Here is a 26,157-nt window from a genome sequence, read left to right as displayed (position 1 = left end):
CCACGTTCGCACTCCGCCGCACATTTAAATACCAATACGGCCATACTCCGTGACGTATCAACCGATGGCGTCTCCTCCACCAGGTCTCGACGGGACCTGCAAACTCCTCTCTGAACCCGCAGCCAGCGACGAGCTATTCGACCGCGTTGCGGCGGAGTACGCCATCCTCGCCGACGAATACGGTCCTCGAAACGTCCTGGTCCTGAAACGCCACCCTGCCGGCCTCGACTCACTCATCGATTCCCTCGCTGACATCGAGGTCACCAACGGCTCGCCCAGGTCACCACGCGTCGAGTCCCTCCCGGAACACGCCTCGAAGGTGCTCGAGGCGTCCGATCCGACGCTGGATCGACTCGAGTACGAGGAGCGTATCGAACTCATCTCGCTGGTGATCGACGGCGCCAGCCGCGACGTTCCGGACTACCTCGAGCGAGCCGCGGAACACGAAAGCTTCGCCCGCGACGTCGGGCAACTGCTGCTGGAGGCGACGCGCCAACAGCTGCGACTCGAGGACGTTGCAGACGACGACCCACACGACTCTTTAGCCTTCCTCTACGCGATGAACGATCGGTTCCACGCGGAACTCGAGTCGCGGGGGTACGTCGAGCGAGCCGACGTGATCCCGCGGACCGTCGAGTTGCTCGAGTCGGACACGGACGGCCTTCGCACGCACGTAACAGACTCGATCGACGCCGTTCTCGCCGTCGAGTTCGAGGAGTACCGCCGGCTCGACCGACGCTACCTCGCGGCGCTCACTCGAGACGCGGACCTCGTCTGTTTCGGGGAGCGCCACGCCAGCGTCGAACGCACGCGGGTCGAACCGGGCCGTATCGAGGATCTGGTCGGGGACGACCTCGACGTGGATATCGTCGACTCACGGCTCGAGCAATCCGACGAAGACCACCGCGAGACACCGCCGCACCACGCGATTACGCGGCTGTTAGCGACGGGAGAGTCGCCGGAGCTGGCAGAAACCGCGGGACGACAGTCCAGCAGCACCGACGACCGAGTCGAACCAGCGGAGCGCGGACGAGCCCGACGCATTCGGACCCGAACGGCTCGCGATCAGGTCGGTGCCGTCGCGAGCGAGATTCAGGCGCTTCGGGATCGACACGACTGGCGATTCGACGCGTTCGCCGTCGCCGTCCCGCGGATCGAGCGCGTTCCCGAAACCAGACGACAGCTCCGCGAGGCCGGGATTCCAACGGCGACGATCGGCACCCCGTCGCTCGCCGAAGACCCGGTCGTCCACGAACTCTACGCGTTCGTGACGCTCCAGTGCGAACGCGAGCGCGACCCCGGCAGAATCGATGCCGAACTCGTCGACGACGCCGTCACGGATCACGCCATTCGCGGCCGAGAGGGCCCGGAAGCGACGGAGCCGTGGGATGTCTCGCTCGAGCGCCTCTGTGCCCGTGTCGATGACGTGTCACCCGAGTTGCTCGCGTCGTGTACCGACTCGAGCGTCGCCCGATCGCTCGAGCGTTGGATCCGGCTGACGGACCTGAAGGGCCGAATCGCCCGCGAGGAGGCGTGGGTCGACGCCCGCGAGCAGTACGCGAGCGTCCGTCGAGTGCTCGAGATCGCCCGGTTCGTCGAGGAGACTGATCTCGTCGGTCCGGACTGGCAGGGGCTGCGACGGATGCTCCGCCGAACCATCCAGTACGACGCGCCGTACGTCCACGCGGTCGAGGCCCAGCCGCCGACCGGCGGCGTTACCGTCTGTGCCGTCGACGACTGCAAGTACGACTCCTGGGAGACCGTCTTCCTGCTCGATCTGCTCGACGAGAACTATCCCGGCGAGCAGTTTCTCACGCAATTGTTCCCGACGGCGTGGCTGCGCGGAATGGACAGCTACCCCGCGGTCACCGATCCGTCCGTGAGTGACATCGCGCGGACGTTCGCCACCGTCGATGTCGATTCCGGCGGCGACGATTCCGTCGGGGACCCGTTCAAAACCTACCACGCCCAGCGGTCGCGGCGACGACTCGCCCTCGGCACCCGCGCCGCGCGAACCCACCTCTACTGTTGCTCCTACGAGCGGGGATCGGGCGGTCTGCGACGGACGTACGACGAGTCGCGCTACCTGCAGCTGATCGACGCGACCGACGGACTCGACCTGCCGGACGTCGAAACCGACACCGCCGCGGCGATCCACGGCGAGACGAACGCCCTCGAGGCGCTGCTCGCCCAACCCCACGGTGAACTCGAGCGGATCCTCCGGGAGGCGAGCACCGGCGGCGAGGCCGACCTCGGCGCGACCGAGGAGCTGTTCGAGGAGATCGCGGTCGTCCTCGAGGACGGCGATATCGACCCGGAGCTGGCCGAGGCCGTCCGCTCGCAGTTCGAGTTCGCCGCGGGGGAGGTGGTCCGCGATGACTGAGAGAGACGCCGGAGCCGACTCGAGGATGCGGAGTCAGGGAACCGACAGCCTCGACGTCGACGGCCTCGCGACCTATCTGCACTGTCCCCGCCGGTACGAGTTCGCCCACGTCGACGGGCTCGAGGGGAGTGACGACGAGACGACGGTCGACGACCGGATCGCCCTCTTGCAAACGGCGATCTGTGACGCGTTGCGACGCGGCGAGACGGGCCGCGAGGCGCTCGCGGACGCCGCACGGGAGCGACTCGAGGCGCTCTGGACCGACCACGACGAGCGCTTTCACTCGCGGACCCAGCGACGACACGAACGACGGGTGCTCGAGGCGACGCTCGAGGCGTACGTCGAGACTGTCGGCGTCGACCACGCGGCGGGGGTCGAGCGGCTGGCGGCCGAGTCGACGGACGGCGAACTGGTCGGTCCGGATCTCCCGCTCTCGAGTACGGTTTCGCTGCCGGACCCCGAGACGGGAGCGAGAGCGGCCACGGAAACGAGATCGGACCCGGGAACCGAAACCGACGCCGAATCGGTCACGATCGACGCCAGCGTCGACTACGTCTACGCCGACGGCCGATCGATCGTCGGCGTCCGGTTCGTGCCGACGCTCAGGCCGCTCGGTCTCCTGCGATACCGATCCGACTGGGAGCGAGGGATCGCCGAACGCTTCACCGACCACTTCGATCCCGACGCGGACGTCTTCGACCCGCCGTTCGTCGCCTCGCTCTTCGAGACGGCCGTCGTCATCGACGGGCTTCGAACCCGCTGTCAGCAGTTGGGTCTCGAGGATCGAACCTGTCGGTACGTCCAGATCCCCCTCGCCGATCGCTCGGGGACCGCGATCAACTGGGTTCGCGAGACGGTCGAGACGACCCTCGAGACGAAGGACCTGACCGACGGCTACATCGACCACCACACCTACGGCATGACCCACGAACACCGAAATCAGACCGTCGACGACCGACTCGCGGACGTCGCGAGCGAGATTGCGGGTGGCGCGTTCGATCCGACCGATCGCTGGGACGATATCTCGAGCGACGCCTGTCCGGACTGTGGCTACACGGTCTGCTGTCAGGACTACATCGCCGAGGAGGTGCGATTCGATGGATAACCCGAACCGAGACCTGAATGTCGACACGGACGACGGGATTCGTGAGAGCGACTCGTTCGACGGGGATCGCGATAACGAGTCGCTCGAGCCCAAGGGGAACCAGCCTGCCGTCATCGACAGCGACGCGGCCTGTACCTCCGTCGACGCCGGCGCGGGCACCGGGAAGACGACGACGATGCTCATGCGGATCGAACGCGCGATCGAACGCGGCGACGCCGATCCCGAGGACGTACTCGTCCTGACGTTCGCGAACGAGGCCGCGGGGAGCATTCGGGACGCGGTCGCCGATCGACTCGACCCCGAAGCCGCCGCGGCGATCGACGTCTACACCTACCACTCGTTCTGTTACCGGCTGGTCCGGGAGTACGCCTACTACCTCGGCTACTCGCCGGAGTTCGACGTCGTCACCGAGCGCAAGCGCCGGCGGATCGTCGGCCGACTGCTCGCGACGAACGACTACGACTTCGCAACCGTCGGGCAGGGCTCGCCGGACGACCTCGCGGCCGGCGTCGATCGATTCATTCAGGCCATGAGCCAAGAGGACATCACGCCCGAGCAGCTGGAAGCGCAGCTTCCGGACGTTCGCACCCTCGAGCTCTGCAACGAGTTCGTCCTCTGGCTCGAGCGGACCGCCGGCGACGAGCTCTCCTTCGATAACGAGGCACTGCGCTACTTCAACGCGGACGACCACCTCGAGGCGTCGCGGCAGTCGCTGGTCGGCTACGGGAAGCTCATCACCTACTGTCGCGAGAAGATCGCTGAAGCCCCGGCGGAGTTCCGCGACAACGACGTCGTTCGCGACGTCGACCGCTACCTCAGGGTGCTCCAGCAGTGCGTGACGAACACGATCGAGGTGCTCTCGCTCGAGGAGCCGACGACGAAACAGCTGCCGCGAGCGCTGTTCGGCAACGAAATCTGGCGAACCGCGACGAGTCGAATCGAGCAGAGTCCGTTCGGTCGCCTCAAACACTACGTCGAGTTCATGCGCCTCGCGCGCCACTACACCGCGGTCTACGCGGACTACCACGCTGTTCTCGAGGACGAGCGGACGCTGGACTTCGACGAACTGGTTCGGACGGCGACCGAGCTACTGACGGACGACGATATCGCGACCGAGATCACGGACCAGTGGACGCAGGTCTACTGCGACGAGTTTCAGGACACCGACGAGACGCAGTTCGCGCTGATCACCGAACTCACCGACGGTCCCGACCGGCCCAACCTGCTCGCCATCGGCGACAAGGATCAGGCGATCTACGGCTGGCGAGGCACCGACCGGGAGGGACTCGACCGGCTCGCCGAGACGTACGACGATCACGAGGCGATCGAACTCGAACTTAACTTTCGCTCGCGTCAGGAGATTCTGGATCTCACCAACCACTGCGACTACGGGCCGCAGTCCTCGAAGACGCTCCGTGAAGTCGGACGGACGACGGATGCGTACGGAAGCGGAGACGAGACCGAGAACGAAGCCGCGGACAGCGAGAGAGAACGGCCGCCGGATCGCGTCGTCAAAGTCGAGAGCGACGAGATCGACCGATCGACGGCCGAGCAGGTCGCGACGACGGTCTCGCGGCTGTTGAACGACGAAGCCGAGAACGTCCCCAAACGATCGCTCGAGGATATCGCCGTCATCGTCCGGACGAACCGTCACGCGCAGGCGGTCGCCGACGAACTCCGAAACCGACAGATCCCCTACGAGATTTCGGGCTCGCCGCGAGGCAACATTTCGCCAGGAATGCAGACGCTGCTCTCCTATTTTCGGGTGCTCGTCGATCTGACTGCCGACGCCCACCTTCGGCGCGTGCTACTCTACCGGTACCGGCTTACGGAGAGCGATCTGGCGACGCTTCAACAGCGGGAGGGATCGCTGTACGATGCGGTTTTGGACTGCGAGCCGGCCGAACTCGACCATCCGGACCGCCTCGAGCGGGCGCGCGATCATCTCGCCGAACTGGAGACGCTGCAGGACGTCTATCCGCTCTCGGGCTTCGTCCGCCGGTTCCGCGAGGTGACGCGTCTCGAGTGGTTCCTCACGAGCGACGAACGCGAGGAGTTTCAGCGCATAGAGCGGTTCGTCGAGGCCTACACCGCCGATTCGGTCGTCCAGACGCTGACGCCGGCGTTCGTCGACGCGCTCGAGGGGACTCTCCGCGGGAGCGGGAGCGAACGGACCCGCGGCACCCAGTCGTCGGACTCGATCGACGTGATGACGGTCCACCAGGCGAAGGGCCTCGAGTTCGACACCGTGCTCGTCCCGTACCTCTCCGACGAGGAGTGGTGCGTCGATCGTGATTACGCCGAACGCGCGCGATACCGACTGCTCGCGGCGACGCTCGACGACGAGGTCGATTCGCCGTTGCTCGCAGACCTCGCAGCCGAGACGGTCGGCGAGGAGTGGCGCGTGCTCCACGTTGCGCTCACGCGCGCCGAGAACCACCTGTTCGTCTTCGGCTCCGAGTACGAGTACGACGGCGACGAGACCGAACTCGGCGTCTCGACCGCCGAAGCGTGTCTCTCGAGCGAGATCGAGTGGTCGGTCGCCGGTCAGCGAATGACCCTCTGGACGTCGCTGACCGAGAGCTTCCAACGGGTTCGAGAGACCTACCCCGAAACGGTCGTCGATCGGACCGAAGAAATCGGTCGTTCCGCTGGAGTCAGTCCGGGGACGATCACCTACTACGCGGGCTACGAGGACCGATTCGTCGAACCGCTCGAGACGCGAGAGGCCATCGAGACGGTGCACCGATTGGGTCGGCAGCTGCGCAGCGGGACGCTGTTGCCGGCGGCCGATGCGGTGAGTCACGGCGGATCCGTCGGTGTCGATTCCGGCCAAGGAACGAGGCGACAGGTGCCGACCGGCCGCCGACTGTCGGCGCTTTCGACCGACACCGTCCGGTTCCCCGTCGAGACGCTCTCGAACGCGACCGAGGTGCCGGCCGCGTTGCGCCACAGCTACACGGCGATGGAGACCCACGAGACCTGCGCGCGGAAGCACTACCTCGACCACGTCGTGCGGGCGGTCGACGACCCGACCGAGCCGTCCGGGGAATCCGCGGGCGAGGGTGGCGATGAAGACGGTAATTCGGGATCGCGAATCGTCGGAACGATCTTCCACGACGTCGCGGAGGAAGCGTTCTACCGCGACTATCGGACTCGCGAGGAGTGGCGTGAAGCGGCCGTTCGGCAGCTGACGGCCCGGGATCTGCTCGAGCATCGCGAGGCCGTCCTCGCCTGTGTCGATCGCTACTTCGAGGCCACCGCACCCGCGTTCGACGAACGAGTTGCCGACTGGGAACAGCTCGCCGCGGAGCTCCCGTTCGCACTCGAGGACGTCGCTGGGGTGAACGGCGAGGTCGTCGGCTTCGTCGACTCCGTTCGCCGGACGCCCGACGGCGACGTCGTGATCCTCGATTACAAGGCGACGACCGAGCGAATCGATCCCGACGAGGCGACGCAGTTGGCGCTGTACGCTCGTGCCTGCGAGCGGCGGTTCGACGAGTCGGTCGCTGCCGTCGGCTACGTCTACGTCGGGGCGGTCGACGGTCCCCGCGTCGACCTCGTGGCGCCCGGGGAACTCCCTTCCTGGTCGTCGGTGCGCGAGACGCTCGAGGCGGTCGACGATCCGTCCTTCGACGAGACGACGCCCGGCGACCACTGTCAGTACTGCCCGCATCGATCGCTGGGTTGTGGTCCCGCGGAGTACACGGCTGACGCGCCCGCCGCGTTAGGGACCGACATCGCCGACGACGATTGAGCGGCGCCGGCGAGCGCGTTACAGGGACATTAGGACCACCGCGAGCACGGCGAACACGATTCCCAACCCCTTTCTGAGCGTCAGCGACTCCTCGAGTGCGAGAATGCCGATCACCGAACTGACCGCGATGAACAGTCCGTAGATCGGGACGACGACGCTGACGGGACCGAGCGCGAGCGCTCGGTAGTACGCCAGTAAACCGACGGCGAGCAACACCCCCCAGCCGACGATATGTGGCAGTTTCGGATGCGAGAGATACTGATGGGGGGACCGTCCCTGATAGACCAGCAGACCGCCGAGGAGGACGAGCATGACCGTGTTCGACATGAAGACTGCCGTCGTGCTCGGAATCGTCTCCATCGCGACCTTCAACAGCGGTGCGACCAGGCTGTACGCGACGAACGCGACGAACGAGAGCAGCAGATACCCTCGGTTCATTGACCATCACCCGCGCTACAGACGATCGCGAGCACGGCACAGACGATTCCAGCCGCCCGGGTTGCCGACATCGTCTCGCCGAGAAAGAGAATGCCGAGTATCGAACTCCCCACGATGAACATGCCGAAGATCGGCACGACGACGCTCACGGGACCGGTCTCGAGGGCGGCCGTGTAGGCCAGAATGCCGACCGTCAGAAAGGCGCCGGCGACGTAGATGTAGCCAGCTTCGACCGATACCGCGTGATCAGGGTCGGCGGTTCCGGTCAGGACCATCACGCTGCTCGCGATCACGAGAAAGACGCACGTCGAGAGAAACAGCCCGGGCGTCGCCGGGACGTCCTGCATGATAACGCTCGTGAGGGGTGCGACGAATGAGTAGGCGAGAAGTGCTATCAGAACCCACAGCAGATACTCCATATTACGACAATACTTGCGGTGCGGCCTTAAACGCCACGAGAACGTCGCCAATCGATACTGCCACTTTATTTTCCGTCGGCCGAACGAATTCGTATGATCGAAGCGACACTGTGTTTTCCGAGACGTACTCGCGGTTCCGGCAGCGACGGAACGGAGGAAGTACTCCTCATCGAGAAACGCCGCGGGCTCGGCGAGGGCTGGTACAACGGTCCCGGCGGCAAACTCGAGGCCAACGAAACGCCCCGCGAGTGTGCCGTTCGCGAGACTCGCGAGGAAGTCGGCCTCGAGATCGATTCCGAGGCCCTCGAGAAGGCGGGCGAACTCACCTTTTTACTGGACGACGAGGAGCACACGTTCTGTCACGTCTATCGGACGCGCTCGTTTGCGGGTGAGCCGACTCCCACCGAGGAAGCCCGACCGGAGTGGGTGGCCGTCGACGACGTCCCCTACGATCAGATGTGGGAAGACGACCAGTTCTGGCTACCCGGCGTCCTCGAGGGGAAGACGGTCGTCGGCGAGTTCCGCTTCGAGGGCGGGCCGCCGCTGGACGAGGCGGCGTTCGTAGATTACGACCTCGAGTGGAACGAGCACCTCGAGTCGACGGACACGTGAGGTGACAGGCGATTTGTCACGGATATGTCGGCAGAGCGCGTATGACTCCAGTATCGGCTGATCCACTCTCCCGAGTACAGGACGAATACTCTTTTACCCCTTTCTGGTAGCCCGGGCCGAGAACATGACCGATACGACTCGTCGACGGACGCTCGTCGCTGTGGCCACCGGAACTGTCGGCGCACTCGCGGGTTGTCAGGACCTCTCGTCCGACGACAGCACCGGCGGCGAGACTGGCACTGAGGAAGAGATCTTTTCGAACGGGTCGGAAGCGGACGACGATGACGACGAGGACGGCGACGTCACAGTGTCGGAAGATACTGACGACGATATCTCGGTCGAGGGAATGGTCGAGGTCCTTGCCGACGTCACGGTTGACGGCTCGGTCGAAGCCGCCGGCGTGGTTCTCGAAGAGGACGCCGAGATCGATGGGACGATCGATACCGGCGGTACCGTCGATCTCGGTGAGGACAGCGAGGTCGGCGGCGACGTTACTGCAGGCGGTGACGTGACGACTGCCGAAGACGCCGAGATCGATGGGACGATCGATACCGACGGCGCCGTCGTTCTCGGCGACGACAGCGAGGTCGACGGTGACGTGACGGCGAGCGGATCGGTGACGACCCGCACAGATGTAGAGATCGACGGCTCGGTCGACGCCGACGGAGAGGTGTATCTCGGGAACGGCACCGAAGTCGACGGCGACGTGAGCGGCGAGTCGGTCGAGGAAGGCGACGACGTCGGAATCGGTGGCGACGAGGACGATGACGGATTGGGATGGTTCAGCTTCGGCAGCGATGACGACGAGTAAGTCGAGCGGTCTCTTCGACTAGCCGTCGGAAACGCCCCTCGAGAGAGGTTAGCGGACACACAGGATAGGGTGGATACGCCCGTAGCGGACCGTTGTTTCCACACAGTGGGAGAGTTCTTCGGCTGAGTACAGCACGAATACTCTTTTATCCCTTCGTGGTAGCCCGGCGTGAGAGTATGACCGAGACGACTCGTCGTCGGCCGGTCCTCGCAGCGATAGTCGCAACTGTCGGCGGACTCGCGGGGTGTTTAGACGAGACGTACGACGAGGACAGTGGCGACGAAGAAGGAGAGATGTTCGGGAACGACACGGAGGACGTCGGTGACGAGGCGGACAGCGACGACGATGCCGACGTGGGCGACGAAGAGAGTGACGACGACAGTGAAGAATCGGACAACGGTGATGAGGGCGGCGACGACGATAACGATGAGGACGAGGATAGCGATAACGACGACGGGGCCGACGAGGACAGCGATGGTGATGACGACGATGACAGCGATGATGGCGATGGTGACGAAGACGACGAGGGCGATGACGGAGATGATGACGAAGATGACGGGGATGCCGACGAGGACGACGGGGACGACGAGGATGACGGGGACGACGAGGACAGCGATGGTGACGAAGACGAAGACGACGACAATGACGATGAGTAAGGAGTTGGTCGACTACTGATCGACGCCACCCGAGTCTGTCCACACTCAGGGCTTCAGGACGACCTTTCCAGAACTTTTGCGATCCTCGATGTACTGGTGGGCCTCGGCAGCGTCCTCAAGCGCGAACGATTCGCCTAAAATAACCTCGAGATCGCCGCTCGTCAGCCCCTCGGTGAGATCCGGGACGGCCTTCATCACTGTGCTCGGATCGTGATAGGAGGCCTGTCCGAGGTGGAACCCTTTGATCGTCTTGTTCTCGAAGAGGAGCCGTCGGTTCTCGATTTCGCCGGGGACGCCGCTGGCGACGCCGTAGGTGACCATCCGTCCGAAGTGTTTCATGGCATCGAGGCTGTGCTCGAAGACGTCGTCGCCGACGCTCTCGAGGACGAGATCGACGCCCTCGCCGTCGGTTTCCTCGTTGACGACTTCGCGGAAGTCCGTCTCGGTGTAGTTGATCGGGTGGTCACAGCCCAGATCCTCGGCGAGATCGAGCTTTTCCTGCGTGCTCGCGGTGCCGAACACCTCCGCGCCAGCGTTCGAGGCCAGTTGGACGGCTGCGGTTCCGACCCCGCCCGCGGCGGCTTGGATCAGGACCGACTCGCCTTCCTCGAGTCCGCCCCACTCGAACAGACAGCTGTGGGCGGTGAGAAACTGAACGGGGAAGCCGGCGGCTTCCTCGAAGCTCATCCCCTCCGGAATGGGAAAGAGCATCTGGGCGTTCGCGACGGCGTACTCGGCGTAGCCGCCGGTGTTGAGCATCGCGACGACGCGGTCGCCCTCGTTCAAGCCGACGCCCTCGCCGGTCGCGTCGATCGTTCCTGCGGCTTCCATGCCGGGGGTGTATGGCGCCTCGGGACCGCCGGGATAGACCCCGCGGCGTTGCATGATGTCCGCGAAGTTGATCCCGGCCGCCTCGACCTCGATACGGACCTCGCCGGCGCCCGGTTCCGGGAGGTCGGCGTCGGTGGCCTCGAGTTGGTCGCTGTCGCCGTATGCTGCTACCTCAATAACTCGCATACGCTTCCGTTTGTAACCCAGTCGCTTAAAGGTCAGAGAACGTGGAAGAACTGGTCGGCCGTTGTCGGCGGACGACCCGACGGGAACGGCCGAGGCCGGTTCCGACGGGCGCGACTATTCGGACCAGCCCTGGTGGGTGGGGTGGACGTCGTTTTCGTCGTGGTTGCCTCCTTGCTCCCAGACGTCGCCGGTTCCGTCGCTCGAGCCGCGACGGGTCTTCCACTCGAACGCACCGGGATCGTCGATAGTGACCTCCCAGACGTTGCCCTCCGTCCAGGTCCCTTCGACGCCGCCGCCCCAGTTCGTGAGTTCGTCGGCGCTTCCGGTGAAGTAGACGGAGTCGCCGTGACCGACGTCGACCGTCATCTGTAACGTAATCTCGTCGGAGTCGCCGTCATCGCCGTCGTCACCGTCGTCCTCTCCGGGAACGTACATAACCCAGCCGTCGGACGGAATCTCGATCGTGACCTGCCCGCTGGCGTCGGTAGTGACTGTCTCACCGCCACCGGTCTCGTCGACGAGGGTCTCGTCGCCCCAGGAGGTTTCGACGGTGTGTTCTGCCGCCGCACCGCCCTTGTTGATACCGGCCAACAGATTTCCGTCCCGTTCGAAGACGTAGGTATCGTAGTCGACGTGTCGGTCGATCACGTCGCCGTGTGCGGACTCCTGTGAGACGGCGACGAGATTTCGGAACGCCTCGTCGTCGAGTTCGGTCCGATCCTCGGGCCCGGAGCGGTACACCATCGGCATCCCCGCGTACGCGAGGATGAACGCTTCCGCGAGTTCGACCGCCCGGCCCTCGGGTTCGTCTTCCTCGACACCCGGACCGACGGTATCGTGGTTCTGTGCGAAGGTGACCGCGACGCTCGGATCGTGGTGAACGACGCCGTTGGCCGCGTCCTGGCTGAGCCCCTCCATGCTGCCGCCCTCGAATGCGTCGACGATGGCGTCGTACAGCGGGAAGTCGAAGACGGTCATCCCGGTGTCGGCGAACTCGAGTAATCGATCGATGTCGTAATCCCAGATCTCGCCGACGCGCCAGAGGTCGAGATCGTCCGCGAGCGCGTTGATCTCGGACTCGAAGTACCACGGCCAGACGTGGCCAGCGGCGTCGTACCGAAGCCCGTCGGCACCCAGGTCGGCGATCCGCTGGAGATAGTCCCGATGGGCGTTCTGGACGTACGAGAGTTCGACGTCGAACGACGGTAACCCGAGGAGATCACACTCGTACTCCCCGGCCTCGCCGTCCAGTTGGCAGTCCTCGCCCAGGGTGCCGTTGTCGTGGAAGTGTTCGTCGCGGTCGAACTGCGGTAACTCGACGTAGCCGTCGGGACCGTCCGCGGCCGCCATGTGGTTCAACACGACATCGACGATGACCTCGATCCCGTGGTCGTGGCAGGTCTCGATCAGCGACTCGAGTTCGCGCTCGGTCCCGAGCGTCGAGTCGAGATCCGTCAGGTCGACGGGCTGGTAGCCGACGGGCGGGTGCGGATCGCGAAAGCCGAACGGTGAGGTCTCGTCGTAGAAGCCGTACTCGCCGTCGTACGAGAGGTCGTCCCAGTCGAGTTTTCCCCGCGCCGGCTGCTGGATCCAGATCGCGTCGACGCCGACTTCCTCGAGGCGGGAGACGTCGGCTTCGATGTCGGTCCACTCCGCGTGGAAGTACTGGTAGGCGACCGTCCCGTCCTCGGCGTCGGGCTGGTCCGGCAGCGAGTTCGCGTTGACTGCTCCCAGCGACGCGCCGCCGATTGCCAGCGTCCCGAGGGCTACACTCGTCTTCAGCAACGTTCGTCGTTCGATACCGTCCGCATGGGAATCCGTATCCTGTGTGTCGTTATCTCCCATTGCCCTCGGCGATATAATGTATGATGTAATAAAACATAATACTTTTATCCCAAATTCGAAACGGAATAGTATTGGTGAGAAATAGCCGTACAAAATTACGCCTGATAAGTTCTCTCAGCCAATCGCTGTTGGTGAGCGGGAGTAGTATCGGTAACGAGGTTCAGGGCTCGTTGCCGGGACGGAAACCCGGATCGTGAGCAGGGACAAAGCCGTCGCCAGATCCGTACGGCCCACGGTTTCCGAGATGTTTCAGTCTCGAGACATCGATCGACGGCTAGGGCTCACACCGGGTGTCGCGGGATCGGTCACCGGACCTTCGTATCGTTTAAGCGTGCGGTGGCAGTGAGTCGATGTATGAGCGACGAGAGCCAGGAACTCGGGATCACCGAGTCGAAATCGCACAAACCCGGCGAGTGGTACGCCGAAGTCGTCCAGAAGGCCAATCTCGCGGATTACGCCCCGATGGGCGGCTTCATCGTCACGAAACCGCGCGGCTACGCCCTCTGGGAGGCCATTCAGGACGCCCTCGACGGCTGGTTCAAAGAGACCGGCGTCGACAACGTCTACTTTCCGCTGTTCATCCCCGAGAGCTTCTTGGAGCGCGAGAAGGACATCGTCGAGGGCTTCGATCCCGAGGTCGCGTGGGTCACCCACGGCGGCCACGAGGAACTCGAGGAGCGACTCGCCGTCCGGCCGACCAGCGAGTCGATCATCGCGCCCTTCATGGCCGACTGGACGCGCAGCCACCGCGACCTGCCGCTGCGGCTCAACCAGTGGTGCTCGGTCGTTCGCTGGGAGGCCACCGAGACGAAGCCGTTCTTCCGCACGAAGGAGTTCATGTGGCAGGAGGGCCACACCGCCCACGCCGACAACGAGGGGGCCTGGGAGGAGGTCTGGACCCGACTGAGTCAGTACGAACGCGTCTACGAGGACGTGCTGGCGATTCCGGTGCTCCGCGGCAAAAAGCCCGAACACGACAAGTTCCCCGGGGCCGACACGACGACGACCGTCGAGGCGCTGATGCCCGACGGCAAGTCCGTCCAGGGCGCGACGAGTCACAACCTCGGTCAGAGCTTCGCCGAGGCGTTCGACATCACCTTCTCCGGCGAGGACGAGGAGGATCGAACCGCCTACACGACCTCCTGGGGGCTCTCGTGGCGGGCGATCGGGGCGCTCATCATGACTCACTCCGACGATCAGGGGCTCGTGCTCCCGCCGACGGTCGCGCCGACGCAGGTCGCCATCGTCCCGATCTGGCAGGAGGACACGAAAGAGGACGTGCTCGAGTACTCCGAGACCATCGCCGAGGAGCTCGAAGATGCCGGCTTCCGCGTCGAACTCGACGACCGAGACGAGCGCAATCCCGGCTTCAAGTTCAACGAACACGAACTCAACGGCGTCCCCCTCCGACTGGAGATCGGCCCTTACGAGGTCGAAGACGAGGAGGTCACGCTCGTTCACCGCCCGGACAACGAGGAAGCAGTCGAGGATCGCGACGAGATTGTCGACGCCGTCGACGAGCATCTGGACGAAATCTTCGACAAACTGTACGACACAGCCGAGGAAAACCTCGAGGAGAACGTTCGCGAAGCCTACAGTCCCGAGGAAATCCTCGGCACGATCGGCAAACACGGCGGCTACGTGAAAACGTCGTGGTGCGGCGACGAGGCCTGCGAAGAGGCCATCAAGGAGAAGATCGCGGCTGAGATCGTCATGCAGCCGCTCGAGGACGAGGGTGGGAAGTCGGCCGGCAAGGTTCCCGAACCCGAGCACGACGAGTGTGGCGTCTGTGGCGAACCCGCGGGCGAGATCGCGTACTTCGCGAAGTCGTACTAACGCGCGGCCTACCTCACCGGTCCGCTTCGATTTCGTCGCGAATCAGTCCGATTCGCCGTCGTTCGTCGCCGTGTACGAGTTCCGACGCGCGAACTCGATCGGTTGTTTGTGTACGTTTACCACACACAAACCTAACTCTTTAACCCAATACTGCTTACGGCTGGCGGGAAATAGCACAGATGTGGTGTTCACTCTGGTGGGTGAGCACTACGTGCCTCTGACACTTCTGCCCCGACCGGGCAGTTACTTATTCCCCGCTACTTGGCGTTCTGGAGGCTACTCGAGACGAACGGCTGGCAGCGACATCGCTCACTTTAGCGACACGCAATCCGCGGTCGCTACGGATCTGTGCACTGATAGACCTTATATCCCATTATATGTGTGTATAATACACTTAGTCATTATGGGACAGCCTCTTATAGCAGTTTTTGCTACGAGTGTGTATGCCACAGCCACAGATAGCGTCATCCACCGAGCGTTCGCAGGGGCTTGCAGACCCTACGGACGAACGGTCGAACTGCGGCGTCGGCGTCGTCATGGACCTCGATGGGGATGGGGGACACGACGTCGTCGCCGACGGATTGGAACTTCTCAAGAATCTCGAGCACCGTGGGACCACCGGCGCGGAGAAAAACACGGGCGACGGTGCGGGTATCATGCTCCAGACGCCCGATGCGTTCTTTGAAGACGTTCTCGAGGCCGACCTCCCGGACACCTACGCCGTCGGCTCGCTCTTTTTCCCACAGGAGGAGACGGCGCGCACAGAGCTCGTTTCGATCGTCGAAGACGCCCTCGAGACGTACGATCTCGAGGCACTCGAGTGGCGCGACGTGCCGACGAACAACGCGGATCTCGGCGCCACGGCCGTCGACTCCGAACCTGACGTCTGGCAGGTCGTCGTCACGCCCGAGGACGATATCGACGACGAGACGTTCGATCGACGGCTCTACGTCGCGCGACGCGCACTCGAAAACTCGGTCGAAGACGCCGATATCGACGGCGCGGAACGGTTCTACGTCTGCTCGCTCGACTCCGATACGATCGTCTACAAGGGCCTGCTCAAGGGGGTGCAGGTTCCGTCTTACTACGAAGATCTGACCGACGAACGAATCGAATCGACGTTCGCCATGGTTCACGAGCGGTTCTCCACGAACACGCTCGGCGCCTGGCACCTCGCTCACCCGTACCGAAACATCATCCACAACGGCGAGTTCAACACTATTCAGGGCAACATCAACTGGATGCGCGCCCGCGAGACGGACATCGAGAGCGAAGTTCTGGAGGATCTCGAGGCGGTCAAGCCGATCATCGATGATCCCGACCAGTCCGACACCGCGAGCGTCGACAACGCGCTCGAACTGCTCATGCAGGACGGACGCGACCTCGAGCACGCCCTCCGGATGCTCGTTCCCGAGGCCTGGCGCGGCGACGACGCGATGGATCAGGACCGCAAGGACTGGTACGACTTCCACGCCTCGCTCGTCGAACCGTGGGACGGCCCCGCACTCGTCGCGGCGACCGACGGCGAACGCGTCGGCGCCGTCCTCGACCGCAACGGCCTGCGTCCCTGCCGGTACGACGTCACCAAGGACAACCGATTGATCGTCGCCAGCGAGTCCGGCGCGCTCGAGCCCGACCCCGACGAGATCGAAGAGCGCGGTCGTCTCCAGCCCGGGCAGCTGTTCCTCGCCGATCCGAACGAGGGCCGCGTCATTCCCGACGACGAAGTCTTCGAGGACCTCACCGACGACCGCTACGGCGAGTGGGTCGAGGCAGAACAGGTCTCCCTCGACGATATCCGCACCGCCGGCGACAGTTCGCCGCGCCAGCCCGTCGACGGCCTGCGCGACCAGCAGGCCGCCTTCGGCTACACCCACGACGAACTCGAGAACATGATCGAGCCGATGACCCAGAAGGGGAAAGACCCCGTCGGCTCGATGGGCGACGACACGCCGCTGTCCGTCCTCACCGAGTTCAACCGCCCGCTGTTCTCCTACTTCAAGCAGCTGTTCGCACAGGTCACCAACCCGCCGCTGGACTACATCCGCGAGGAGCTGGTGACCTCGATGGAGAGCCGACTGGGCTACCAGCGCAACCTGCTCACCGAGTCCCCCGAGCACGCCCGCCAGCTCGTGCTGGACTCGCCGATTCTCACCGATGCCGAACTCGAGTCGATCCGCGACTGCAACGCGAACGGAATCACGGCCGCCACGATCGACATCACCTACGAGCCGACGAGCGAGGAACCCGGCGACGATCTCGAGGCGGCGATCGAACGCGTCCGAGAAGAGAGCGTCGACGCGATCGAGGGGGGTCACGAGATCCTCGTCCTCTCGGATCGCGGTGTCGACGCGGACCGAGCGGCGATCCCGAGCCTGCTCGCGACCGGCGGCGTCCACCACCACCTCGTGCGCAACGGGCTGCGCAACCACGTCGGGCTCGTCGTCGAGTCCGCCGATCCGCGCACGGTCCACCACTTCGCGACGCTGGTCGGCTACGGCGCCGGCGCGGTCAACCCGTACCTCGCCTACCAGACGATCGAGGACATCACCGCCGGCCCCGACGGTGCGGACACCGAGGTTGCCATCGACGCCTACGTCGGCGCCGTCGAAGACGGCCTCCTGAAGATCATGGCCAAGATGGGGATCTCGACGGTCGAGAGCTACCAGGGCGCCCAGATCTTCGAGGCCGTCGGTCTCGATTCGGGCCTCGTCGCGGAGTACTTCGAGGGGACCGAGAACCGCACCGAGGGAATCAGTCTCGCCGAGATCGAAGCGGACGTTCGCGAACGTCACGACGACGCCTTCGGCGAGGAGGAGTCCAAACTCGATCGACAGGGCGAGTTCGAACACCGCTCGGACGGAATCTACCACCAGTGGAACCCACAGACCGTCGGCGCGCTCCAGCAGTCCGTCCGCTCGAACGATTACGAGCGCTACCAGGAGTTCGCCGAGTTGATCAACGACCAACAGCAGAACCTCCAGACGCTTCGGGGCTTACTCGAGTTCGACTCGGACCGCGATCCGGTCCCGATCGAGGACGTCGAGCCGATCAAGGACGTCGTCCAGCGGTTCTCGACGGCCGCGATGTCGCTGGGCAGCCTGTCGCCGGAGGCCCACGAGAACAACTCGATCGCCATGAACCGCATCGGCGGCAAGAGTAATTCGGGCGAGGGTGGCGAACCGCCGGAACGGTTCGACACCGAACGCGAGTGCAACGTCAAGCAGGTCGCATCGGGCCGTTTCGGCGTCACCTCGACGTACCTCTCTTCGGCCGACGAACTGCAGATCAAGATGGCCCAGGGATCGAAGCCCGGCGAGGGTGGTCATCTGCCCGGTGAGAAGGTCAACGAAATGATCGCTCACGTCCGGAAGTCGACTCCCGGTGTGGGTCTCATCTCCCCGCCGCCGCTGCACGACATCTACTCCATCGAGGATCTCAAGCAGCTGATCTTCGACCTCAAGGCAGCGAACGAGGAGGCGGACATCAACGTCAAACTCGTCTCCGAAGCCGGTATCGGCACGGTCGCCGCCGGCGTTGCAAAAGCCAACGCCGACGTGGTCCACATCTCGGGTCACGACGGCGGAACGGGTGCCTCGCCGCGGACCTCGATCAAGAGCGCCGGCCTCCCCTGGGAGCTCGGCCTCGCCGAGGCCAACCAGATGCTCTGTCAGACCGGCCTGCGCGACCGCATTCGCGTCTCGGCTGACGGTGGCATGAAAACTGGCCGTGACGTCGCCGTCGCCGTCTTACTCGGCGCCGAGGAGTACGTCTTCGGGACCGCTTCTCTCGTCACCGGGGGCTGCGTGATGGCCCGGCAGTGTCACAAGAACACCTGTCCGGTCGGCGTCGCTACCCAGCGAGAGGACCTGCGCAAACGCTTCCCAGGCGAACCCGAACACGTCATCAACTACATGACGTTCATCGCCCAGGAACTGCGCGAGATCATGGCCGAACTCGGCTTCGAGACGATCGACGAGATGATTGGCCAGGTCGACGTGCTCGAGCAGCGGACCGACGTCGATCATCCGAAGGCACGCAACGTCGACCTCTCGGACGTCATCGCGGACCCCGGCAGCGACGTCCGCCGCAAGATCCGCGAGCAGGACCACGAACTCGAGGATCAGCTCGACCGCGACTTAATCGAGGCCGCGGCCGACGCCATCGAAGACCAGGAGCCGGTCACGCTCGCGGCCGACGTCTCGAACGTCGATCGCACGGTCGGTGCGATGCTCTCGAACCGCATCACCAGCCGCTACGGCGAGCCCGGCCTTCCCGAGGATACCATCACGGCCGACCTCGAGGGAACCGCTGGACAGAGCTTCGGTGCGTTCCTGGCGAGCGGCGTCTCGATGCACTTAGACGGCAGCGCAAACGACTACGTCGGCAAGGGGCTCTCGGGCGGGAAGATCACGATCCGCACGCCGGAGACGGCGACCTACGACCCGACCGAGAACATCTCGATCGGGAACGTCGCACTCTACGGCGCGACCGACGGCCAACTCTACGTCAACGGTGTCGCCGGCGAGCGCTTCGCCGTCCGCAACTCCGGCGCCAAGGCCGTCGTCGAGGGCGTCGGCGACCACGGCTGTGAGTACATGACCGGCGGCGTCGTCGCCGTCCTCGGCGAGACCGGCAAGAACTTCGCGGCCGGCATGTCCGGCGGCGTCGCCTACGTCTACGACCCCGACGACGAGTTCGCGGCGAAGGCCAACACCGGCATGGTGTCGCTCCACGACGAACTCGAGGAGAAAGACGAGGAGATGCTGCGTCGCCTCGTCGAGAACCACGTCGCCTACACCGGCTCCGAGCGGGGCGAACTCCTGCTCGAGAACTGGGAACGCGCGCTCGGAGCCTTCGTGAAGGTCATGCCGGAGGCCTACTACGAGGCGATCACCGAGCAGGGATCGGACGACGTCCGCAGCGAACTGCCAGGAACGCCCGAGGCAGCCGTCGAAGCCGAATCGGCGAACTACGCCGCGAGCGACGACTGATCGGCTGATTCATCCGTTTTCGACCCGGTTCGTTACTCGCGTCCCAGCGTGTGGAATTCGTCGTTCGGCCGCATCCCGGCGAACATCGCGAGTCGATTGCTCAGGTTGTAGAAAGCCGTGACGGCCGCGATATCCCACAGCGCCTCCTCGCTGAAGCCGGCCTCACGCAGGGCCTCGAGGTCGTCTTCCTCGACTTCCGTCGGCCGTTCGGTGAGTTTCACCGCGACGTCGAGCATCGTCCGGTGGGCGTCGTTGATGTCCGCGGTCCGATAGTTCGCCACGAGTTGGTCGGCCAACAGCGGATCGTCGGCGTAGATCCGAACGAGCGCCCCGTGGGCGACGTTACAATAGTAGCAGTGGTTGACCCCCGAGACGGCGACGACGATCATCTCGATCTCCTCTCGCTCGAGCGCCGTATCTTCGACGAGCGCATCGTGGTAGTCGAAGAAGGCCCGAAAGTGGGAGGGTTTGTACGCCATCGCGGCGAAGACGTTCGGCGTGAATCCCGCCCGTTCGGTCTCCTCGTCGATGCGTTCCCGGAGATCGTCGGGGAGGTTCTCGAGGTCGGGGACGGGGAATCGACCCATCGCGTCGTCGTTCAACGTCGGACCGTCGGCGGTATCGTGTTCGGCCATGGCTACCAGTTCACGATGGCGGGTCATAACTCGTGGTGGGTGGGTCATCGATTGCCGACGCCTCGTCTACTCGCTCCCGGGACGGCCACCTTCGGCCACAGCGGCGTCGCGAACCGTCTCGAGTCCGGGTGCGTCGAGCAGGTGAGCAGGACAGTCGCAATCCAAGGCGCCGAACGCGGCGACTCGCTCGCCGGGGAGTCGGTCGACCAATTCGCACTCGCGGTCGGCGTCGGGGAACGTGATCGCGGTCTCGAGGGTCGTCTCGGAGTGGCCGAGGAGGTAATCGATGTGCCAGTGTTGCGTGTTGCGGTCGCCTGCGGCGAGCGCTCGATGTCTATCGACGCGAGCGAAGCCGCCGGGACCGAACGCGCTGCCGACGTACGCGTAGGCTCCGGCGTCGAATTCGATCCGCCCCAGCGCGCCGACCTCGATGGTCGTCGCTCGAGGGAGGTTGAGGACGAGAACGTAGGTGCCGCCCATGACGGAAGGGACGGCCACAGCGACAAAAACACAGGCGGTTCGTCTCCGGGGGTGCCGCGATCACGACTCGACGCCGTCGACCGCTGGACCTTTCAGCCACAGCGACGAGGCTCAGACATGGACACGGCACTCGTTATCGGCGGCACGCGCTTTATTGGTCGGCATCTCGTCGAGGACCTGCTCGAGCACGACTACGACGTCACGATACTCAACCGCGGGAATCACGAGAACCCATTCGAGGGCAACGACCGGGTCGAACGCGTCGAGGGCGACCGGACGAACGACTCGGTGCTCGAGGCGGCCGCGAGCACGGTCGACCCCGACGCCGTCTTCGACTGCGTCGCCTATTACCCGAAGGACGTCCGGGCGGCCACCGGCATCTTCGCGGACTGCGAGGCGTACGTCTACATCTCGAGCGGCGCGGCCTACGGCTCCGAGGAGATCCCGAAACGCGAGGGCGTGACGCCGCTCGAGCCCTGTACGTCCGAGCAGGCCGTCGACGACGCCCACGAGACGTACGGCAATCGAAAAGCGGAGGGCGACCGTGCGATCGCCGCGGCCGCAGACGAGGGGGTCAGGGCGATGAGCGTCCGTCCCTGTATCGTCTACGGGCCGCACGATTACACCGAGCGACTCGACTGGTGGATCGACCGGGTGAACCGCTTCGACCGCGTCGTCGTTCCGGGTGACGGCACCAACGTCTGGCACCGCGCGTACGTCGAAGACGTCGCGAGCGCGCTGCGGATCGTCGCCGAAGGGGGGACGGCCGGCGAGGCGTACAACGTCGGCGACCGACGGCTGGTGACGCTCGAGGAGATGGTCGACCTGATCGCAGCGGAACTAGACGCGGACGTCGAGGTCGTCACCGCCGGCGCCCGCGAACTCGCGGCCGGCGACATCGAGCCCGAGGACTACCTCCTCTACCGGGAGTATCCACACGTGCTCTCGACGGCGAAACTCGCCGCGCTGGGCTGGGAATCGACGCCGCTCGAGGAGGCAATGGCCCGGTCGGTCGACTCCCACCTCGAGAGCGACCGCGACGGCAGCGAGCACGGGCCGGACCGGGAGGCCGAAGAGCGGGTGTTGGGGATTCTGGACACCTTTTGAATCGCGGCGCTCGAGGACGCGTCGGACTCGACCGACTCGGTCCCTCAGTTCCGTCGGGCGATGGCGAGTCCGGCGACGGCGGCCACGAGGTTCAACGCGCCGATGAGGACGAACGCCAGCGTGTACTCCCCCGTCACGTCGCGAACGTGGCCGGTGATCGCCGGCAGGGAGAGCGCGGCGACGTTCCCGACGGCGACGACGAACGCGACCGCCGTCCCGTCGCGACTCGAGGCCGTCGACGCCGTCTTGAATATCGCCCCGAACGGCAGCGAGACGGCCGCGAGCGCCACGATCGGGAGGACGACGAGAACGAGTCCGTCGCCGACGAGCAGGGCGAACAGGCTCGCCGCACCGACGGTCGCTGCGCCGGCGATTACCCGACCGTCCGGGAGGTCGGGGCGGAGCACCGCGATGCCGCCGCCTAACCGACCGAGCGAGGCGATGCCGAGCGCGACCGCGCTTATCGGCCCGGCGATTCCGAGATCGCCGAAGTACGCGGCCACGAACGTCGAGAGGGTGACGTACGCACCCAACGTCGCGAAGTTACAGGCGGCCGCCAGGAGGACGATCGGTGAGCGCAGGATCTGGAGGGTAGATACCGGCTCCCCGCCGTCGGAGCGCTGCTGTGTACCCGTGGACTTCGAATCGGGGCGGGTTCGATCGGCACGATTCCGGTCTATCCAGAGCACTAACAGGGCGGGAAGTGCGACGACAGCGCCCGCGGCGTGGACGCCGACCCAGCCGGTGACCCCGACGAGCGTCGGCGTCACGAGGAATCCGACCGCGCCGCCGCCGGTGAACATGCCGCCGTTGAGCCCTTGGTGCCACGTCGCCTGCGGTCCCTCGTAGACTCGAGAGATGTGGGTCGCACACACGGTCACCCCGAGTCCGCCGGCCAGGCCCCAGAGGCCGCGAAGCGCGAGCAGCGTCGAAAACGAGGACGTGAGATCCATGACCAGCGCGAGCCCGATGTTGGCCGAGACGACCGCGAGGAGGACGGAAACCGTTTCCCGTCCGTCGACGAGGCGACCGCCCAACGGCTGGACGATCACGAACGCGGCGAGCGCCGCGCTCATCAGCAGTCCGACCGCGGTGTAGCCGACGCCGAATCGATCGACGACCGCGCCGGGAACCGACGCGTACGAGAAGAGGACGTAGCCGACGCTGAACGCCGCGAGGTGCGGTCCGTACTTGATGCCGGTGCCCTGAATCGCCATCCGAGTTACCGTTCGCTCGGACGAACAGGCCACCCAAATACGTCACTATTCCCGACGGATCGGTCCTTCCGGACCGGCTGTCCGGATCGACGAGAACGATTTTATGTGTTCCCTTCCGTGGTCAGCAATATGTTCGAGAAATCGACGTGGATTCGCCTGCCGCGAAACGTCGTCGTCGGCCACGGCGTCATCGATCAGGTGGTCGACGTCATCGACGACCTGCACCTCCAGGGTCGGCCGCTGTTCGTAACCAGTCCGACGCCGCGCGAGGTCGCCGCAGACCCGATCGCCGCCGATTTCGAGGCCGCGGGGATCGATCCCGCGATCGTCACCATCGAGGAGGCGACGTTCGACGCCGTCGAGGACGTCATCGAGATTGCCGAGGCCGAGGAGGTCTCCTACCTCGTCGGCATCGGCGGCGGAAAGGCCATCGACATCGCCAAGATGGCGAGTCACCACCTCGAGATGGGCTTTCTCTCGGTTCCGACGGCGGCCAGCCACGACGGCGTCATCAGCAACCGCGGCTCCGTTCCGGACGGCGACACCCGCCACAGCGTCGCGGCCGAACCGCCGCTCGCGGTCGTCGCCGACACCGAAGTGCTCGCACAAGCGCCCTGGGAACTGACGACCGCCGGCTGTGCCGACATCATCTCGAACTACACCGCGGTGATGGACTGGCGGCTCGCGAACCGGCTCAAAAACGTCGAGTACTCCGAGTACGCCGCCGCGCTCTCGGAGATGACCGCCGAGATTCTGGTCGACAATGCGGATCTCGTCCGCCCGGGTCTCGAGGAGTCGGCCTGGATCGTCAGCAAGGCGCTCATGTCCTCGGGCGTCGCGATGAGCATCGCGGACTCCTCGCGACCCGCGAGCGGTGCCGAACACCTCTTCTCGCACCAACTCGATCGACTGGCACCCGGCGCGGCGCTCCACGGCCACCAGGTCGGCGTCGGCTCGATCATGACGGCCTACCTCCACGGCGGCGAGAAGGGGATCTGGCGCGACATCAGGGATGCGCTCGACAGCATCGACGCGCCGACGACCGCCGACGAACTTGGCATCGACGACGAGACCGTCCTCGAGTCGCTGACGACCTGCCACGCGATCCGCGACCGCTACACGATTCTGGGCGACGGGATGGACGAGCGGGCCGCCCGCGAGGTCGCGACGGTGACGGGCGTCATCGACTGATCCTGACAGTCGGAGCAGTCGGCCACAGCTACGTTCTCACACCCAGGCGCGTTCCGTCCCCGTAACCGTGAGGTAGACGGCCCCGATGCCCCCGACGCCGAGGTGCAGCCAGTAGGTCGTCAGCCGGTAGAGGATCGCTCCCGCGGTGGCGGCGTCGCCCGCGATTCCCGCGGTCGCGACGAGCAGACTCGCGAGCACGACTTCGATACCGCCGGTGCCGCCGGGGAGCGGGATGATCCCGCCGAAGGAGGCGAGCGGCGCACACAACAGTGCTAGTGCGAGCGGCGCGTCGACGCCGAGGGCAAGCAGGCAGAAGTAGAGGGGAAGTGCGTTGGCGACCCAGCCCGCGACCGCGATACCGGCCGCGGCCGCGAGCGTCCGCCGGGAGGCCTGAATCGTCTCGAGCGTCCCAAAGAAGCCGTCGATCCGTCCCGTGAGGGTCCCGTCGATGTTCGGCACTCGAGGAAGTTTCCCGACGACGGCTTCGACTCGAACGGCGAACTCGAGGGAGGCGGTTCGCGCCAGTCCGCGGTTGAAGACGACGGCGAGCGCGCCCGCCGCGAGGAGTCCGCTGCCGCCGACGATGGCGACGGTCGTGTCGATTGTATCGATCGCCCCGGCAGCAATCGTGAGCGCGAGGAGTCCGACGGCGGCGACGACGAGGCTGGCGACGAGGTTGAACCCTTCCGCGACGGCGACGACGGCGAGGTTGTCTTCGAACTCCGAGTCGGCGTTCGCCGCGAGCAGGTAGGCCATGATCGGCGTTCCGGTTGACCGACCCCACGGCAGCGCACTCCGGGCGAAATAGCCGGCGAGAAACGCCGTGAGGAACCCGCCGCCGCGTGCGGCGCCGTCGACGGGGTGGAGGAGCCGCTTGACGAGCGCGCCCCGAAGAGCCAACATGGCGAGTCCGGTGCCGGCAGCCGCGGCGATCATCGCGGGGTGTGCGCCTCGAGCGTGTTCGAGGACGTCCTCCCAGCCGACGCCGTAGACGAACAGTGCGACTACGGCGACGGCGATGACGAGTCCGGCCACCGCTCGCAGGCGGCGCATACGGGCCGTACAGTGAGCGGACGGGTTAACGACTCTGAATCGGTAAGGCTGGCCGTTTGTTGAATTGTATATCTGTTGGTTGCAGAAATATAATAATTGTTCGGCGTTCGATCAAAATCTCGTGACCGCTTCTGCCGGTTGAACACGGACTCCTCGTCGGCTGAACGCGAACTTCTCGACGGCCGAATGTAGACCCTTCGTTGGTCGAACGCGGATTTCAGGCCCTCCTCGTTTTTGTTACGTCTCGAGGCTCGCAAGTCGACCGGCCGTCCTGCAGCGACCCAAACAGTTATCGCCGACATCGTGCCCAGTGTTTTGTGGTAGCAATGTTCAACGATCTCGCCGAGGTACTCGAGGATGCACCAAGAGACTGGTGCAGATGGGAAGCGGATGAGCTAGGCGCGTTCAACGACCCGATCGAGGAGGAAGTACTTCAGCGCGACCGAGGCGTGACGGTCGACGAGATCGACAGGCTAGACGAACTCGCCGACGACTGCGCTGAGGACGGGAAGTACGACTGTTGCTACGTCGGTACACCGCCGGAAACCGTCCACGGAAGCGGCTCGCCGGTCAACCCCATCGTGATCAAGTAATTCAGAAC

At 65.0% G+C, this 26,157-nt stretch carries 19 protein-coding genes; 11 read left to right on the top strand and 8 right to left on the bottom strand.

The features are described from left to right. Positions 1 to 64 precede the first annotated feature (64 nt). From ACSFDB_RS09195 to ACSFDB_RS09185, 3 genes are read left to right on the top strand one after another with little or no spacing between them, the layout of a single operon-like run. Entirely contained in the window at positions 65 to 2,383 is a 2,319-nt protein-coding gene (locus tag ACSFDB_RS09195; protein ID WP_440770697.1) for a PD-(D/E)XK nuclease family protein, read from the top strand. Continuing rightward, positions 2,376 to 3,488, top strand: a complete 1,113-nt coding sequence (locus tag ACSFDB_RS09190) for a PD-(D/E)XK nuclease family protein (protein WP_440770696.1) — start codon at positions 2,376 to 2,378, stop codon at positions 3,486 to 3,488. Before ACSFDB_RS09195 ends, ACSFDB_RS09190 begins: the two co-directional genes overlap by 8 nt. Next, a complete protein-coding gene (locus ACSFDB_RS09185; protein ID WP_440770695.1) occupies positions 3,481 to 7,245 on the top strand; it encodes a UvrD-helicase domain-containing protein in 3,765 nt (1,254 codons plus the stop codon). Before ACSFDB_RS09190 ends, ACSFDB_RS09185 begins: the two co-directional genes overlap by 8 nt. Positions 7,246 to 7,263: 18 nt before the next feature. Here ACSFDB_RS09185 and ACSFDB_RS09180 read toward each other — a convergent pair whose 3' ends face one another. Continuing rightward, positions 7,264 to 7,683, bottom strand: a complete 420-nt coding sequence (locus tag ACSFDB_RS09180) for an EamA family transporter (RefSeq protein WP_090302869.1) — start codon at positions 7,681 to 7,683, stop codon at positions 7,264 to 7,266. Further along, positions 7,680 to 8,102, bottom strand: a complete 423-nt coding sequence (locus ACSFDB_RS09175; RefSeq protein WP_440770694.1) for an EamA family transporter — start codon at positions 8,100 to 8,102, stop codon at positions 7,680 to 7,682. The genes ACSFDB_RS09180 and ACSFDB_RS09175 overlap by 4 nt, the downstream gene beginning before the upstream one ends. Positions 8,103 to 8,195: 93 nt before the next feature. On the opposite strand from ACSFDB_RS09175, the gene ACSFDB_RS09170 reads away from it, so the two are divergent. From ACSFDB_RS09170 to ACSFDB_RS09160, 3 genes are all read left to right on the top strand, one after another. Further along, positions 8,196 to 8,714: an 8-oxo-dGTP diphosphatase gene (locus tag ACSFDB_RS09170; protein WP_440770693.1), complete on the top strand. Its 519-nt coding sequence runs from the start codon at positions 8,196 to 8,198 to the stop codon at positions 8,712 to 8,714. A 124-nt stretch (positions 8,715 to 8,838) separates the two neighbouring features. Further along, complete coding sequence (locus tag ACSFDB_RS09165; RefSeq protein ID WP_440770692.1) at positions 8,839 to 9,525, top strand: polymer-forming cytoskeletal protein; 687 nt, start codon at positions 8,839 to 8,841, stop codon at positions 9,523 to 9,525. Positions 9,526 to 9,701: 176 nt separating this feature from the next. Continuing rightward, the gene (locus ACSFDB_RS09160) at positions 9,702 to 10,181 is read left to right on the top strand and encodes a hypothetical protein (protein ID WP_440770691.1); all 480 of its coding nucleotides are present in this window, start codon (positions 9,702 to 9,704) and stop codon (positions 10,179 to 10,181) included. A 45-nt stretch (positions 10,182 to 10,226) separates the two neighbouring features. Here ACSFDB_RS09160 and ACSFDB_RS09155 read toward each other — a convergent pair whose 3' ends face one another. Together ACSFDB_RS09155 and ACSFDB_RS09150 are read right to left on the bottom strand one after the other, a co-directional pair. Next, a complete protein-coding gene (locus tag ACSFDB_RS09155) occupies positions 10,227 to 11,198 on the bottom strand; it encodes a quinone oxidoreductase family protein (protein WP_440770690.1) in 972 nt (323 codons plus the stop codon). 114 nt (positions 11,199 to 11,312) lie between these two features. After that, entirely contained in the window at positions 11,313 to 13,043 is a 1,731-nt protein-coding gene (locus ACSFDB_RS09150; RefSeq protein WP_440770689.1) for an alpha-amylase domain-containing protein, read from the bottom strand. A gap of 354 nt (positions 13,044 to 13,397) precedes the next feature. Between ACSFDB_RS09150 and proS the strand changes: the two genes are divergently transcribed. Both proS and gltB read left to right on the top strand, forming a co-directional pair. Beyond that, the gene (gene proS, locus ACSFDB_RS09145; RefSeq protein ID WP_440770688.1) at positions 13,398 to 14,879 is read left to right on the top strand and encodes a proline--tRNA ligase; all 1,482 of its coding nucleotides are present in this window, start codon (positions 13,398 to 13,400) and stop codon (positions 14,877 to 14,879) included. 443 nt (positions 14,880 to 15,322) lie between these two features. Further along, positions 15,323 to 19,873 (top strand): glutamate synthase large subunit, encoded by a 4,551-nt coding sequence (gltB, locus tag ACSFDB_RS09140; RefSeq protein WP_440770687.1) that lies wholly within the window; start codon positions 15,323 to 15,325, stop codon positions 19,871 to 19,873. A 32-nt stretch (positions 19,874 to 19,905) separates the two neighbouring features. On the opposite strand, the gene ACSFDB_RS09135 is transcribed toward gltB, so the two are convergent. Both ACSFDB_RS09135 and ACSFDB_RS09130 read right to left on the bottom strand, forming a co-directional pair. Continuing rightward, positions 19,906 to 20,508 (bottom strand): peroxidase-related enzyme, encoded by a 603-nt coding sequence (locus ACSFDB_RS09135; RefSeq protein ID WP_440770686.1) that lies wholly within the window; start codon positions 20,506 to 20,508, stop codon positions 19,906 to 19,908. A 66-nt stretch (positions 20,509 to 20,574) separates the two neighbouring features. Further along, positions 20,575 to 20,988: a GIY-YIG nuclease family protein gene (locus ACSFDB_RS09130; RefSeq protein ID WP_440770685.1), complete on the bottom strand. Its 414-nt coding sequence runs from the start codon at positions 20,986 to 20,988 to the stop codon at positions 20,575 to 20,577. Positions 20,989 to 21,105: 117 nt separating this feature from the next. Between ACSFDB_RS09130 and ACSFDB_RS09125 the strand changes: the two genes are divergently transcribed. After that, positions 21,106 to 22,095, top strand: coding sequence for an NAD-dependent epimerase/dehydratase family protein (locus tag ACSFDB_RS09125; RefSeq protein WP_440770684.1), 990 nt, complete (start codon positions 21,106 to 21,108; stop codon positions 22,093 to 22,095). A 44-nt stretch (positions 22,096 to 22,139) separates the two neighbouring features. On the opposite strand, the gene ACSFDB_RS09120 is transcribed toward ACSFDB_RS09125, so the two are convergent. Then, positions 22,140 to 23,345, bottom strand: coding sequence for an MFS transporter (locus tag ACSFDB_RS09120; RefSeq protein WP_440770683.1), 1,206 nt, complete (start codon positions 23,343 to 23,345; stop codon positions 22,140 to 22,142). A gap of 96 nt (positions 23,346 to 23,441) precedes the next feature. Between ACSFDB_RS09120 and ACSFDB_RS09115 the strand changes: the two genes are divergently transcribed. Then, the gene (locus tag ACSFDB_RS09115) at positions 23,442 to 24,503 is read left to right on the top strand and encodes an NAD(P)-dependent glycerol-1-phosphate dehydrogenase (RefSeq protein WP_440770682.1); all 1,062 of its coding nucleotides are present in this window, start codon (positions 23,442 to 23,444) and stop codon (positions 24,501 to 24,503) included. A gap of 36 nt (positions 24,504 to 24,539) precedes the next feature. On the opposite strand, the gene ACSFDB_RS09110 is transcribed toward ACSFDB_RS09115, so the two are convergent. Beyond that, positions 24,540 to 25,556, bottom strand: coding sequence for a lysylphosphatidylglycerol synthase transmembrane domain-containing protein (locus ACSFDB_RS09110; RefSeq protein WP_440770681.1), 1,017 nt, complete (start codon positions 25,554 to 25,556; stop codon positions 24,540 to 24,542). A 317-nt stretch (positions 25,557 to 25,873) separates the two neighbouring features. On the opposite strand from ACSFDB_RS09110, the gene ACSFDB_RS09105 reads away from it, so the two are divergent. Continuing rightward, positions 25,874 to 26,149 carry a hypothetical protein gene (locus tag ACSFDB_RS09105; protein WP_440770680.1) on the top strand — a complete coding sequence of 92 codons (276 nt, stop codon included), beginning with the start codon at positions 25,874 to 25,876 and terminating at the stop codon, positions 26,147 to 26,149. Positions 26,150 to 26,157 lie beyond the last annotated feature (8 nt).

The organism is Natronorubrum amylolyticum, from assembly GCF_052040145.1.
Taxonomy (GTDB): Archaea; Halobacteriota; Halobacteria; order Halobacteriales; family Natrialbaceae; genus Natronorubrum.
Note: the sequence above shows the minus strand (reverse complement) of the source record. Positions and strands in the feature narration are given on the sequence as shown.